The organism is Intrasporangium oryzae NRRL B-24470 (genome assembly GCF_000576595.1).
In the GTDB taxonomy this organism is placed as follows: Bacteria; Actinomycetota; Actinomycetes; order Actinomycetales; family Dermatophilaceae; genus Intrasporangium_C; species Intrasporangium_C oryzae.
In genome coordinates this window covers 33,526-47,515 of the sequence record NZ_AWSA01000016.1, presented here as the reverse complement: position 1 = coordinate 47,515, position 13,990 = coordinate 33,526, and the positions used below count along the sequence as shown (strand labels likewise).

The window sequence follows — 13,990 nt, the reverse complement described above, 5'->3', positions numbered from 1 at the left end:
CCTCCTCGTCGCAGACGAAGCGGCCGGGACGTCGGCCGTCAGGACAGCCGCGGCTCGAGGTCGACGACGATGCTGTCGGCCGTGAGCCCGAGCGCCTCGAGGATCTGGCCGCGCGACGCGTGGTCGAGGAAGCGCTTGGGGATGCCGTAGGGGTGGACCGGCGCCTCCACGCCGGCCGACCGCAGCGCGGTCGCCACGGCCGAGCCGACGCCGCCCTCGACGAGATTGTCCTCGATGACCGCGACGTGCGCCGCCGTACCCGCGAGCGCGACGAGATCCGCGCTGACGGGGACGACCCAGCGCGGGTCGACGACGCGGACGGTCCGGCCGTGGGCGGCGATCTTCTCGCCGACCTCGATCCCGGTGCCGGCGAAGGCCCCGACGCCGACGACGAGCAGGTCGACCGGCCCCTCGCCCGTCTCGAAGAGGACGTCGACGTCACCCGCCGAGCACACCGCCGCGAGCGGCTCGGCGACATCGCCCTTGGGGAACCGGATGACGGTCGGGGCGTCGGAGACCTCGACGGCCTCACGCAGCTGCCTGCGGACCTGGTCGCCGTCGCGCGGGGCGGCGATCCGCAGGCCGGGGACGATCGAGGTGAGGGTCATGTCCCACATCCCGTTGTGGGATGCGCCGTCGCTGCCGGTGACGCCGGCCCGGTCGAGGACGAAGGTGACACCCGCCCGGTGGAGCGCGCAGTCCATGAGCAGCTGGTCGAAGGCGCGGTTGAGGAACGTCGCGTAGACGGCCACGACCGGGTGCATCCCCGCATAGGCGAGGCCTGACGCCATCGTGACAGCGTGCTGCTCGGCGATGCCGACGTCGAAGACGCGGTCGGGATAGGCGGCAGCGAACCCGTCGAGGCCCACGGGGATGAGCATCGCCGCGGTGATGGCGACGACGTCCGGGCGGTCGCGGCCGATCGCGACCATCTCGTCGTTGAACTCGTCGGTCCAGATGCGCCCGGCGACCTCGAACGGCAGACCCGTCTCGGGGTTGATCTTGCCGACGCTGTGGAACTGGTCGGCGTCGTCGTCGATGGCCGGCTGGTAGCCGCGACCCTTCTGCGTGATGACGTGGACGATGACCGGACCGCCGAACTCCCTGGCCTGGCGCAGGGCCTTCTCCATCGCCTGCTCGTCGTGGCCGTCGACCGGACCGACGTACTTGAGGCCGAGGTCCTCGAACATGCCCTGCGGGGCGACGATGTCCTTGATGCCCTTCTTGACGCCGTGGAGCGTCTCGAACATCGCACCGCCGACGACGGGCGTCCGGGCGAGGGAGCGCTTGCCCCAGTCGAGGAACTTCTCGTAGCCGCGGGTCGTGCGCAGCGTGGCGAGGTGCTCGGCGAGCCCGCCGATCGTCGGCGCGTAGGAGCGCTCGTTGTCGTTGACGACGATGACGAGCGGGAGGGTCTTGTCGACGGCGATGTTGTTGATGGCCTCCCACGCCATGCCGCCGGTCAGCGCGCCGTCACCGATGACGGCCACGGTGTGCCTGCCGGTCTCGCCCCGGAGCCGGCGGCCCTTGGCGATCCCGTCGGCCCACGAGAGCGCCGTCGAGGCGTGGGAGTTCTCGACGACGTCGTGCTCGGACTCGGCCCGGCTCGGGTAGCCCGAGAGGCCGCCCTGCTTCTTCAGCTTGCTGAAGTCGTGGCGCCCGGTGAGGAGCTTGTGGACGTAGGACTGGTGGCCCGTGTCGAAGATGATCGCGTCGCTCGGCGAGTCGAAGACGCGGTGGAGCGCGATCGTCAGCTCGACGACCCCGAGGTTGGGGCCGAGGTGACCGCCGGTCTTGGAGACCTCGCTGACGAGGAAGGCCCTGATCTCCTCGGCCAGCTCCGGGAGCTGGGTCGCCGGGAGCGCCTTCAGCTGCGCCGGGCTCGTGATCGTGTCCAGCAGGCTCACGCTTGCCTCGTCCTCTCGTCAGATGGGTCGATCGAGTCTACGGGTCAACGACGGGGACCACCGAACCGTGCACGCGTCGCGCCCTTCGTCGGCAACGTCACATCCGTTGTGGGACGGGCTCACAGACGCGGCGCGAAGACCTTGCCCTGGAGGGCCTCGTGGAGCAGCCGGGCCGACCGCGACGCCGCGAGCAGGCGGATCCCCTCGGCCTCGATCTGGGCGAGGATCTCAGGCAGGGCCTCGGCGGGCACGTGGGGACCGATCGCGACGCGGGCCTCGCGCCACGCCTCGCGCATCGCGACGACCTGACCGTCGAGATGCCGGCCCGCGAGCCAGGCGAGCGCGATCGGGTGACGCCGCCACGCGGCATACGAGCGGTAGTCGGGCGGGCACTGGTCGAGGAGCCACAGCACGGCGCGGTCCTCCCACCCGGGGGTGTGCGCGGGCGGGACGCCGACCGGCCAGCCGGGGGGCGTGTGCGCGGACATGCTCCCAGTCTGCCTCGCCTGCGCGCGGGGGCCGCGCACCGGTCCTAGGCTCGGCCCATGACGACGGTCCACTGGGTTACGGCGTTCATCGACCTGCCGCCAGGGCTCCACGCGGCGGGGACCGCCTTCTGGTCCGGGGCCACGGGGTATGCCGTGTCGCCGCCTCGCGGGGACCACCTCGAGTTCACGACGCTCCTCCCCCCGGTCGGCAACCCCTTCCTCAAGGTCCAGCAGGTCGGCTCCGGGCGCCGGATCCACCTCGACCTCCACGTCCGCGACCCCGAGGACGCGGCTCACCGCGCCGAGGAGCTCGGCGCGAAGGTCACCCATCGTGCAGGCCCGGGCGGGTACGTCACGCTGCGGTCCCCGGGCGGGCTCGTCTTCTGCTTCGTCACCGAGCACCACGAGATCCGTCCCGGACCGACCCGCTGGACCTACGGCCACGAGAGCCTCGTCGACCAGGTCTGTCTCGACATCCCGCCTGACCTCTTCGAGGCCGAGTGCTCCTTCTGGTCGGACCTCACCGGCTGGCCGCTGCGCCGGTCTGCGCGCCGCCCCGAGTTCTCGCACCTCGTGCGCCCTGAGGGGATCCCCTTCCGTTTCCTCTTCCAGCGGCTCGACGAGTCCGCGACCGGCGAGGTCGGCGCCCATCTCGACCTCGCCACCGACGACCGCGAGTCCGAGGTGCGCCGGCACGAGCACCTCGGCGCGACGCGCGACCCCGCCCCGCCGACGAGCCCGCGCTGGACCGTCATGCGCGACCCCACCGGAGCCGCCTACTGCATCACCGATCGCAACCCGGAGACCGGGCTGCTCGACTGAGCAGCCCGGTCTCCGGAGACGCGACGGCGCGGCGTCCGTGCGCGGGTCGTCAGCCGTCGCGCCGGGTCGGCCCGCTCACCAGTTGGCCTCGGCCGGGGCCGCGGGCAGCGGGTGGTCCTTCGGGTGGATGACGTAGGCGATCCCGCCCGTGCGCGGGATCCAGACGTTCTCGAACTCCGAGCGGAAGTAGGTGACGCGGACCTGGTTGTCGTCCGGGATGAGATGCGATGCCGGGTCGTTGACGACGACGTCACCTGTCGCGGTGAACCCGACGATCACCATGAGGTGGCCGTTCGTGCCGTAGCCGGCACCGGTCAGCTCGCCCTTCTTGAACGAGACGGAGACGACGAGGGGGATGCCGGCAGCGATGAACGCCTCCGCCTCCGTGAGGGTCCGAAGCCGCGTGACGAACCCGTCGAGCCCGCGCGTCGCGGCGTACGCGGTGTTGAAGGGCCAGTTGCCCGCGCCGTTGTAGGTGTAGTCGAAGACGTTGCGCGCGGTGAAGTCGACCTGCGCGTCGACGGGCGGGTCGACCCACGCCGTCTCGGCGGCGCTCGGCCCGGCACCCCAGTAGGCCACGACCATCGAGGTCGACGTCGGCGAGCACCAGGCCTCGCCGCCGTTGTCCCACTGCGGGTAGTGGCCGATGTGCACCTCTTGCGAGTAGGTCGGGACGGCGAGGGTGGTGCCGCAGGCCGGCCCGGTCGCGCTCACGGCGACCGTCCGGTCGAGTGGCAGGGCCGATGCCATCGCGCCGAGCGCTGCGACCGTGGGCACGTCCGACGAGCCGACGGGCCGCAGCAGCCGGACCTCGAGCTGCCAGTCGGTGAGCGTGTGGCCGTTGAGGGTGGCCAGCGTGTCGGTGTAGACGGTGGCGTACGTCGTCGCCTGGCCACCGAGAGAAGTGCGGTGGATGGCGCCCCCGGCGGCCGGATCGGACGCGGCCCAGCGGCCGAGGACGTACCACCCGGTCTGGGTGCCGTCGTCGGCCGTGCCGCGGACTACGACCTCGACCCAGGAGTGGCCGGGCGTCGAGGCGTTCCACGAGGCGACGAGCTCGGTCAGGCCGAAGCCGGGCGCGACGACCGGCGAACGCCACGACGCGACCTCGTAGGTGACCGCCGGCGCACCGGCGGCGTGGGGGTCCGCGTAGTCCCGGGTCGACGTGGCCGCAGCGAAGGCGAGCCCCGCGGCGCTCACCGTCGTGCCGCTGCCCTGCCCTGCGGTGAACGCGTCCCCCGCCCAGGCGGTTCGGGTGATCCGCCGGGGCGAGGCGCCCTTCTTCTGCTTGTCGGAGCTCGCAAGGGCAGGCGAGGCCCCGGCAGAGCCGACGAGGGCCGCGGCGCCGGCGAGCGAGGCGAGGACGGTACGGCGGGACGGCTGGAGGGCCGCCGCGCCGCTGAGGACGGAACGACTGGGCAATGCTGCTCCTCGGTGTGTGAGTGACGGTGCGCGCACAGTCAACACGGAGAAGGCGAGCCCCGCATGCCGAATCCCGTTGCGGTCAGGACCAGTTCGCCTCGAGCGGCGCCGGGGGCAGTGGGACGTCGCGCGGGTGCATGACGTAGGCGAGCCCCCCGTCGCGCCCGAGCCAGACGCGCTCGAACTGGTCGCGCCGGAAGACGGCCCGGACCTGCTCGTTGCTCGCGATCTGGTGGGAGTTCGGGTCGTTGGAGACGACGTCGCCGTCCTCGGTGAACCCGATGATCGTCAGCAGGTGGCCGCGCGTGTCGTAGCCCGCGCCGTCGAGCTCGTCGGCCGTGAAGCTCACCGACACGACGAGCGGCACACCGGCCGCGACGAACGCCTCGGCCTCGGTGAGGTCCCGCAGGCGCGTCACGTAGGCCCGCAGGCCTCGTGTGCCTGCGTAGGCCGTGTTGAACGCCCAGTTGCCCGCGGCGCCGTAGTCGCGGTCGAAGACCCGGCGGACGGCGTGGACGACCGCGGGATCGATGTCGTGCCCGACCCAGGCCGACTCGTCGGCGTCGGGCGCGACACCCCAGTGGGCGAGAAGCATCGTCGTCGACGTCGGGGAGCACCACGACTGGCCGCCGTTGTCCCACTCCGGGAAGGTGTCGACATGGCGGCGTTGGGACAGCGGCGGCACCGCGATCTCGCATCCGCCCGGAAGAGCCGGCCGGCTGGTGGGCTCCCCCGGCTCGATCTCCATGGCCGACACGGCCGCCGCCACGAGCGTCACCTCGGGCCACCCGGGCGCGGACCCGGCGTCACCCTCTCGGGCCGGCACGAACCCGGTCAGCCGCAGCTGCCACTGCGTGAAGGGGTGCAGCGCCGATGCGACGAACGAGTCGGTCGCGACGTGCCCGACCTCGTGCTTCTGGTCCGGGACCGTCGTGCGGGTGATGGAGCCGTCGCCCTCGGGGTCCCCCTCGGTCCAGCGCGCCATGACGACCCACGGCGTCCAGCCGTCGGCGCCGCCGACCCTGGCCTCGACGAGCAGCCACGACCCCGCGGGGGTCCGGGCGTTCCATGACGGGATGAGCTCGGTCGCCGCGAAGGCGGACGACACGACCGGGGACTCCCAGCGGCGGCCCAGGTACGCCATCTCCGGAGCGCCGTCGACATGGACGTCGGCGTAGGCCACGGGGTCGGTCGGGGACCACGCGAGGTCCTGCTCCCACAGCGTCAGGGTCACGTGTCGCTCAGTCACGCGGACGAGCATGCCATCCCCGTCCCGAGCACCCGAAACGGCCCCGCGGACGGGCGCCGGCGGCATACGACGAGGGTCCCGGGGACGCGACGGGCCCCGCACACCGACTGCGGTGTGCGGGGCCCCGTCGTGGGCGACGCGTGCGGGCTCAGCCGTTGACGAGCGAGCGGAGGACGTACTGGAGGATGCCGCCGTTGCGGTAGTAGTCGGCCTCGCCGGGCGTGTCGATGCGCACGACTGCGTCGAACTCGACCGTCTCGCCCGACTCCTTGGTCGCGACGACCTTGACCGTGCGCGGCGTCGTACCCTCGTTGAGGGCCGTGATGCCGGTGATCGAGAACGTCTCGGTGCCGTCGAGGCCGAGCGAGTCGGCCGTCTGCCCGGCGGGGTACTGGAGCGGGATGACGCCCATGCCGATCAGGTTGGAGCGGTGGATCCGCTCGTAGCTCTCGGCGATGACGGCCTTGACGCCGAGCAGGCTCGTGCCCTTGGCCGCCCAGTCACGCGACGAGCCGGAGCCGTACTCCTTGCCCGAGAGGATGACGAGCGGCACGCCGGCGGCCTGGTAGGCCTGCGACGCGTCGTAGATCGTCGTCTGCTCGCCACCGCTGAGGCCATCACTCTTCAAGAACAGGCGGGTGAACCCGCCCTCGACGCCGTCGAGCAGGAGGTTCTTGAGGCGGATGTTGGCGAACGTGCCGCGGATCATGACCTCGTGGTTGCCGCGACGCGAGCCGTAGGAGTTGAAGTCCTTGCGCTCGACGCCGTGCTCGGCGAGATACTTCCCCGCGGGGCTCTCGGTCTTGATCGCGCCGGCCGGGCTGATGTGGTCGGTCGTGACCGAGTCGCCCAGCTTGGCGAGGACGCGGGCCCCCTCGATGTCGCTGACGGGGGTCGTCTCCATCCGCATGCCGTCGAAGTACGGGGGCTTGCGGACGTAGGTCGACTCGCCGTCCCACTCGAAGGTGTCGCCCTGCGGCGTCGGCAGCGACTGCCAGCGCTCGTCACCGGCGAAGACGTCGGCGTAGTCCTTGGTGAACATCTCCTGGGTGATGCTCTCGGTGATCGTGCGCTCGACGTCGGCCGGAGCGACCCAGATGTCGCGGAGGAACACGTCGTTGCCGTCCTGGTCCTGCCCGAGCGGCTCGGTCTCGAAGTCGAAGTCCATCGTCCCGGCGAGGGCGTAGGCGATGACGAGCGGCGGGGAGGCGAGGTAGTTCATCTTGACGTCGGGGTTGATGCGGCCCTCGAAGTTGCGGTTGCCCGAGAGGACGGAGACGACGGCGAGGTCGTTGTCGTTGATCGCCGTGCTGATCTCGTCGTTGAGCGGGCCCGAGTTGCCGATGCACGTCGTGCAGCCGTAGCCGACGAGGTGGAAGCCGAGCTTCTCGAGGTAGGGCCACATGCCGGCCTTCTCGTAGTAGTCGGAGACGACCTTGGACCCGGGCGCCATCGACGTCTTGACCCACGGGGCGACGGAGAGGCCCTTCTCGACAGCGTTCTTGGCGAGCATCGCGGCCGCCATCATGACCGACGGGTTGGACGTGTTGGTGCAGCTCGTGATCGAGGCGATCGAGACGATGCCGTGGTCGATCTCGAACTCACGCCCCTCGGCGTCGGTGACCGAGACCTTCTTCGAGGGTCGTCCGGAGACGCCACCGGTGTCGGCCGGGCGGTCGCCGCCGTTGCTGCCGTCGGTGCTGCCCTGGGGGCTCGGGTCGCTCGCCGGGAAGGAGGACGCGTTGCCGGCGTCACCCTCCTCGTGGGCGACGTAGGTCGGCAGGACCTTGCGGAACGCAGACTTGGCGTCGGTGAGGGCGATGCGGTCCTGAGGGCGCTTCGGGCCGGCGATCGAGGGGACGACGGTCGACAGGTCGAGCTCGAGGTACTCGCTGTAGCGCGCCTCGGGCTGGTCGGGGCCGGCCTTGAGCCACATCCCCTGCTCCTTGGCGTAGGCCTCGACGAGGGCCACGGACTCGTCGGAGCGCCCGGTGAGACGCAGGTAGTCGAGCGTGACGTCGTCGATCGGGAAGATCGCGCACGTTGAGCCGAACTCGGGGCTCATGTTGCCGATCGTGGCGCGGTTGGCGAGCGGGACCTGGGAGACGCCCTCGCCGTAGAACTCGACGAACTTGCCGACGACCCCGTGCCCCCGCAGCATCTCGGTGATGGTGAGGACGACGTCGGTCGCGGTCGCGCCGGGCGGGATCGAGCCCTTGAGCTTGAAGCCGACGACGCGCGGGATGAGCATCGAGACGGGCTGGCCGAGCATTGCCGCCTCGGCCTCGATGCCGCCGACGCCCCAGCCGAGCACGCCGAGGCCGTTGACCATCGTCGTGTGGGAGTCGGTGCCGACGCAGGTGTCGGGGTAGGCCACGCGCTCGCCGTCGATCTCACGGACCATGACGGTGCGGGCGAGGTGCTCGATGTTGACCTGGTGGACGATGCCCGTGCCCGGCGGGACGACCTTGAAGTCGTCGAAGGCGGTCTGGCCCCAGCGCAGGAACTGGTAGCGCTCGCGGTTGCGGTCGTACTCGATCTCGACGTTGCGCTCGAAGGCGTCGGAGCGGCCGAAGACGTCGATGATGACGGAGTGGTCGATGACGAGCTCGGCGGGGGCGAGCGGGTTGATCCGGGCCGGGTCACCGCCGAGGTCGGCCACCGCCTCACGCATGGTCGCGAGGTCGACGACGCACGGGACGCCGGTGAAGTCCTGCATGATCACGCGCGCGGGCGTGAACTGGATCTCCGTGTCGGGCTCGGCGTTCGCGTCCCAGGAGCCGATGGCGCGGATGTGGTCGGCCGTGATGTTGGCGCCGTCCTCGGTGCGCAGGAGGTTCTCCAGCAGCACCTTGAGGCTGTAGGGGAGGGTCTCCTGGCCCTCGACCGCGGCGAGGCGGTAGATCTCGTAGGACTGGCCACCGACCTCGAGGGTCCCCTTGGCCTTGAAGCTGTCAACACTGCCCACGACGGGCTCCTTCCAGCAACGCTTCTCGACGACTGTGTCTCGATCAAACTATCTTGATGTCAAGATATCTAACCACACCACCCCGGCCATTGTCAGCCTCCCGCGGCAGGGCCGCCACAGGTCGGACTCGGGCCGTGCGGATGGGCTCGTCGCCGGACCACCAGATCCCGTGGCGCACGGTGGAGGACGAGCGCGAGACGGCGCTGCTCGGCGGACCACTCCGGCCCGGACTGGCCCTTCCGTGGTCGGCTCCCCCGCGCGCCGGACCGTACCAGCCGCCTCCTTGCACTCCGTATGCCGCCGGGCCGCGTGCCGCCGTCGGCCCGGCCCGTGCCCCGCTGCGACACCAGCACGCCGAACGTCGCCCGCAGCGGGCCGCCAGCCTGCTAGACAGTCACGGTGACCCACATCGCCGATCCCGTCACGCACCGCCTCGCGATCGCCGAGCGCGCTGCCGCGGCATACGTCTCACACCCGAAGGTGGCCGCCGTCCTCGTCGCCGGCTCCGTCGCGCGAGGGCTCGCGGACGCCTTCTCCGACGTCGAGCTCGACGTCTACTGGTCGGTGCCACCGAGCGAGGACGACCGGGTCGCGGCGGTCGAGGGCGCCGGCTGGACCCGGGTGTACGCCGAGGTCGACGAGAACGAGTGGGCCGACGGGTATGCCGTGGACGGCGTCAAGATCGACACGAGCGGCTTCCTCACCTCGACGATCGACGGGTATCTCGATGCCGTCCTGCTCCGTGCGGACGTCGAGCCCGAGCTGCAGGTCCGCGTCACGGCGCTGCTCCACGGGCGGGCCCTGCACGGTGCAGCGCTCATCGACGCGTGGCGCGCCCGCTGCACGGAGTACCCGACCGCGTTGGCGCTGGCCATGGTCGGCAAGGGCCTGGCACTGCGCCCCCGCGACCGGCTCGAGATGCTCGTCGCCCGCGACGACGTCCTGCTCCTCCACAGTGACCTCGTGGAGAACGTGCAGCGGCTCCTCGACGCGCTCTTCGGCCTCAACCGGGTCTATGCGCCGCACCCCTTCCACAAGTGGCTCGACTGGGAGGCAGGCCTGCTCGCCACGACTCCCCCGGACCTCGTGTCTCGGGTTCGGCGGCTCCTCGCCGCTCCACCCCGGGCCGCGGTCGACGAGGTCTGCGCCCTGGCCGAGGAGACGTTCGACCTCGTCGAGCGCGATCTCCCCGGGTTCGACGTCGCCACGGCGCGGGCAGAGTTCGGCTTCCGGCGCAGCCTCACGGCGCCGCGTGGAATGGATGTCCCGCCCCGCTCCGGCGACGACCCTCAGGTGCAGTGAGCCGTCCCGGAGGGCGGGACGGCCGATGGCGTGCGCGTCACGCACCGGGCGCGGAGATGACCGTGTCCGCGTCACGCTGCCGCCTCACGGCCGCATCGCCAGAGCCCACCAGACGCCGGCGGCTCCGAGGAGGAGGACGTCCGCTCGCCGCGCGCCACCGGCCAGGACACGCGCGAGCCGGTCCCAGACGATGGGGACGAGCAGCGTTAGGTAGACGATGTGGCTCGTCGGCATGAGCAGCAGGACGCACCCCGTGACGTGCACAGGGCCAGGGGCCATCCCTGCTCAGCGGCGCGTTCCCCCGTGCGTCGCGGCGTCATTCCGAAGCGGGCTCGAGCACTGCGATGCTCTCGACGTGGTGCGTCATGGGAAAGGCGTCCCAGGCCTCGAGCGAGGCGAGGCGGTATCCGTGCTCGGACGCCGCCCTGACGTCGCGGGCGAGCGCCGCCGGGTCGCAGGCGACGTAGACGACGCGGCGGGGCCCGAGCGCGGCAACGAGTGCCATGACGTCCTTGCCGGCGCCGGTTCGCGGGGGGTCGAGGACGACGAGATCGGCCGTGATCTGCTGGTCGACGAGCGAGCGGACCTCACGGTCGACACGGTTGGCCCGCCATTCGACGTTGTCGAGGTGCTCGGTGTTGCGGGTGCCGTTGTCGACGGCTCGTGCGTCGCCCTCGACTCCCAGCACGAAGCCGCCCGGCGCCACGAGCTCGCCGAGGCGCACCGTGAACAGGCCCGACCCGGCATACAGGTCGAGCACCCGGTCGCCGGGCTCGGCACCGAGCAGCGCCGTGACGCGAGAGAGGAACGTGCTCGCGGCGCCGGGGTGCACCTGCCAGAACCCACGTGCCGCGACGACGTACTCCCCTGACCAGTCGCCGTCGGTGACGAGCTCGCCGACGAGTCCCCCGGAACCGTCGGAGCCCTCCGGCCCGGGGACCGGCACGAGGACCGGCTCCTCGGGGTGGGCCGCGTCGACGACATCGACGGACTCCACGCCGGTCCACTCGGTGTCGAGCACGCCCGAGTCGATGACGCCGTGGGTCGCGATGAGGCAGTCGTCGACCGGGATGATCGCGCGCGAGCGGTGGGCGCGCAGCCCGGCCCGACCGTCCTGGTCCACGGCGAACTCGACGCGCGTGCGCCAGCGCAGGCCGTCGGTGTCACCCGGAACGGCCCGGACCGCCGGGTCGACGTCGAGGCCCGCAAGCCGCGAGAACTGCTCGCGCACGACTGACGCCTTGAGCTGACGCTGGTACGGGAGGGAGACGTGCTGGAAGTCGCATCCCCCGCAGAGGCCGGGGGCGGCATACGGGCAGGGCGGCGTCACACGCTCGGGCGAGGCCGAGAGCACCGACACCGCGTCGGCGCGCACGAACCGGTCGCCGACCCGCCCCTCCGTGACGCGCGCGACCACCGTCTCCCCCGGCAGGGCGTGACGGACGAAGAGCACCTGGCCCTCGTGACGGGCCACGCAGTGCCCGCCGTGGGCGATGGGCCCGACCTCGACGGTCCACTCGGACCCGACGAGGGACTCCCCGCCGGCTGCCTTCTCCCGTGGCCGCCGTCCGTGGGGAGCGGGCGACGTGCGGCGGGGAGCGTCGCCAGGTGGTGTACCGGTGCGCGACCGGCGTCCGCCGGACGTCGGACCGGTGGTCACAGGGCCCCGCCCCGGACCGACCCGCTGACCGGTGGCTCGTCGATCCAGTCCTTCTCGGCGCCCTGCGACGACGCGAGCTGCCAGGGGACGCTGACGACCATGACGCCCGGGGTGAAGAGGAGTCGAGCCTTGAGGCGGAGCGCGCTCTGGTTGTGCAGCACCTGCTCCCACCACTTCCCGAGGACGTACTCCGGGAGGTAGACGGTGACGACGTCGCGCGGGTTGCCGCTCCGGATCGAGCGGACGTAGTCGAGAATCGGGCGCGTGATCTGCCGGTACGGCGAGGCGAGGACCTTGAGCGGCACCGGAATGTGGTGGCGGTCCCAGTCGAGCAGCAGCGCCTGGGTCTCCTCCGGGTCGACGTCGACGGTGACGGCCTCGAGGAACGACGGGCGGCTCGCCCTGGCGTAGGACAGCGCGCGCATCGTCGGCTTGTGGATCTTGGACACGCAGACGATCGCGTGGACGTGGCTCGGGAGCATCGGCTTGTCGCTGTCCCAGTCGATGGCGAGCTCGTCGCGGACGCGGTTGTAGTGCTTCTTGATCCCGAGCATGACCACGAAGAGCACGATCATCGCGAGGATCGCGTACTTCGCGCCCGCCTGGAACTTCGTCAGGAGCACGACGACGAGGACGGTCGCGGACAGGGCCGCACCGACACCGTTGATGACTCGTGAGCGCTGCATCCGCGCTCGTGCCTTCGCGTCGCGCTCGAGCCGCAGGTGGCGCGTCCAGTGCCGGACCATGCCGACCTGGCTCGTCGTGAACGACACGAAGACACCCACGATGTAGAGCTGGATGAGGGCGGTGACCTCCGCCTTGAAGACGATGACGAGGACGATCGCCGCGCCGGCGAGGATGAGGATGCCGTTGGAGAAGGCGAGCCGGTCTCCACGCGTGTGCAGCTGGCGCGGCAGGTAGCCGTCGCGGGCGAGGATCGACCCGAGCACGGGGAAGCCGTTGAAGGCGGTGTTGGCCGCGAGGACGAGGATCAGGCCCGTGACGATCGACACGAAGACGACGCCCACCGGGAAGTTGGCGAAGACCGACTCGGCGAGCTGGCCGATCGCGGTGTGCTGGACGTAGCTCTCGCCGACGGGCGTGCCGTCGCGGAGCAGCTGGGTGGCGGGGTTGTCGGCGATCTTGATGCCGGTCCACTGGCTGAGGGCGATGATCGAGCCGAGCATCGTGATCGACAGCGTCCCCATGAGCAGCAGGGTCATCGCCGCGTTGTCGCTCTTCGGCTTGCGGAACGCCGGCACGCCGTTGGAGATCGCCTCGACCCCGGTGAGGGCCGCGCAGCCGGACGAGAAGGCGCGCAGAAGTAGGAACGCCGCGGCGAGGCCGGTGACGTCCTGGCCGCCCTCGGGCACGAGGGTGAGCGAGGCGCTCTCTGCGGGCGTCAGCGTGCCGGTGAAGTGCTGGACGAAGCCGAAGAGGCCCATCCCGATGATGGCGAGCATGAACGCGTAGACGGGGACGGCGAAGGCCTTGCCCGACTCGCGCACCCCGCGGAGGTTCATCGCCGTGAGGAACGCGATGAGCGCCACCGCGACGATGACCTCGTGCCCCCGGACGAAGCCGAGGACGGTCGCGGCGTTCTGGACGCCCGAGGAGATCGACACGGCGACCGTGAGGACGTAGTCGACGAGCAGGGCGCTCGCGACGGTGAGCCCCGCTTTGGGCCCGAGGTTGACGGTCGCGACCTCGTAGTCGCCGCCGCCGGAGGGGTAGGCGTGGACGTTCTGCCGGTAGGAGGCGACGACGACGACCATGACGAAGACGACGGCGATCGTGATCTGCCAGCTGTGCGTCGCGACGAAGGCGCCGCCGGCGAGACCGAGCATGAGGAGGATCTCGTCGGGTGCGTACGCGACGGAGGAGAGCGCGTCACTCGCGAAGATCGGCAGCGCGAGCCGTTTGGGGAGCAGCGTCTCCCCGAGGCGGTCGCTGCGCATCGCCCGACCGACGAGAAGCCGCTTGAACAGCGAACCTGTACCTGGCACGACGACACTGTATGCCCGTTGGGCGCGCGACACCGCGCCGCTCGGCCGACGTGGGCGGCCCCGCCGCCCACCGTCCCTCACCGGCCCGTCCGATCCCCCACGCCGTATGCCGCCGGGCCGCGACCCGGCACCCGCCCACGTCCGCGGTGGCGCGCGGTGGGCCGGA

The 13,990-nt window shown here is 71.4% G+C and carries 10 protein-coding genes; 2 read left to right on the top strand and 8 right to left on the bottom strand.

What is annotated here, in order from left to right; translation table 11 throughout:
• Positions 1–38 precede the first annotated feature (38 nt).
• A complete protein-coding gene (gene dxs / locus N865_RS09165; RefSeq protein WP_034804490.1) occupies positions 39–1,907 on the bottom strand; it encodes a 1-deoxy-D-xylulose-5-phosphate synthase in 1,869 nt (622 codons plus the stop codon).
• A 119-nt stretch (positions 1,908–2,026) separates the two neighbouring features.
• Positions 2,027–2,395 (bottom strand): hypothetical protein, encoded by a 369-nt coding sequence (locus N865_RS09160; RefSeq protein WP_051510398.1) that lies wholly within the window; start codon positions 2,393–2,395, stop codon positions 2,027–2,029.
• Between the two features lie 57 nt (positions 2,396–2,452).
• Between N865_RS09160 and N865_RS09155 the strand changes: the two genes are divergently transcribed.
• Entirely contained in the window at positions 2,453–3,217 is a 765-nt protein-coding gene (locus N865_RS09155; protein ID WP_034804488.1) for a VOC family protein, read from the top strand.
• A gap of 75 nt (positions 3,218–3,292) precedes the next feature.
• On the opposite strand, the gene N865_RS09150 is transcribed toward N865_RS09155, so the two are convergent.
• The 3 genes from N865_RS09150 to acnA form a co-directional block, all read right to left on the bottom strand.
• On the bottom strand, positions 3,293–4,639 hold the full coding sequence (locus tag N865_RS09150; protein ID WP_034804487.1) for a peptidase C39 family protein: 1,347 nt from the start codon (positions 4,637–4,639) through the stop codon (positions 3,293–3,295).
• Positions 4,640–4,721: 82 nt separating this feature from the next.
• On the bottom strand, positions 4,722–5,888 hold the full coding sequence (locus N865_RS09145; RefSeq protein WP_169735726.1) for a C39 family peptidase: 1,167 nt from the start codon (positions 5,886–5,888) through the stop codon (positions 4,722–4,724).
• A gap of 148 nt (positions 5,889–6,036) precedes the next feature.
• The gene (acnA, locus tag N865_RS09140) at positions 6,037–8,856 is read right to left on the bottom strand and encodes an aconitate hydratase AcnA (protein ID WP_034804486.1); all 2,820 of its coding nucleotides are present in this window, start codon (positions 8,854–8,856) and stop codon (positions 6,037–6,039) included.
• A 399-nt stretch (positions 8,857–9,255) separates the two neighbouring features.
• Here acnA and N865_RS09135 point away from each other — a divergent pair, with 399 nt between their 5' ends.
• The gene (locus N865_RS09135) at positions 9,256–10,158 is read left to right on the top strand and encodes a DUF4037 domain-containing protein (protein ID WP_034804484.1); all 903 of its coding nucleotides are present in this window, start codon (positions 9,256–9,258) and stop codon (positions 10,156–10,158) included.
• Positions 10,159–10,242: 84 nt separating this feature from the next.
• Here N865_RS09135 and N865_RS09130 read toward each other — a convergent pair whose 3' ends face one another.
• From N865_RS09130 to N865_RS09120, 3 genes are read right to left on the bottom strand one after another with little or no spacing between them, the layout of a single operon-like run.
• A complete protein-coding gene (locus tag N865_RS09130) occupies positions 10,243–10,422 on the bottom strand; it encodes a hypothetical protein (RefSeq protein ID WP_034804482.1) in 180 nt (59 codons plus the stop codon).
• A gap of 52 nt (positions 10,423–10,474) precedes the next feature.
• On the bottom strand, positions 10,475–11,818 hold the full coding sequence (locus N865_RS09125) for a class I SAM-dependent RNA methyltransferase (protein WP_084328089.1): 1,344 nt from the start codon (positions 11,816–11,818) through the stop codon (positions 10,475–10,477).
• Positions 11,815–13,776 (bottom strand): APC family permease, encoded by a 1,962-nt coding sequence (locus N865_RS09120; protein WP_051510396.1) that lies wholly within the window; start codon positions 13,774–13,776, stop codon positions 11,815–11,817. The genes N865_RS09125 and N865_RS09120 overlap by 4 nt, the downstream gene beginning before the upstream one ends.
• Between the last annotated feature and the right edge of the window lie 214 nt (positions 13,777–13,990).

Excerpts from the sequence above, each read along its gene's own strand:
- N865_RS09160 (WP_051510398.1), bottom strand. The coding sequence starts at position 2,395 with ATGTCCGCGCACACGCCCCCCGGCTGGCCGGTCGGCGTCCCGCCCGCG.
- N865_RS09155 (WP_034804488.1), top strand. The coding sequence starts at position 2,453 with ATGACGACGGTCCACTGGGTTACGGCGTTCATCGACCTGCCGCCAGGG.
- N865_RS09120 (WP_051510396.1), bottom strand. The coding sequence starts at position 13,776 with ATGCGCAGCGACCGCCTCGGGGAGACGCTGCTCCCCAAACGGCTCGCG.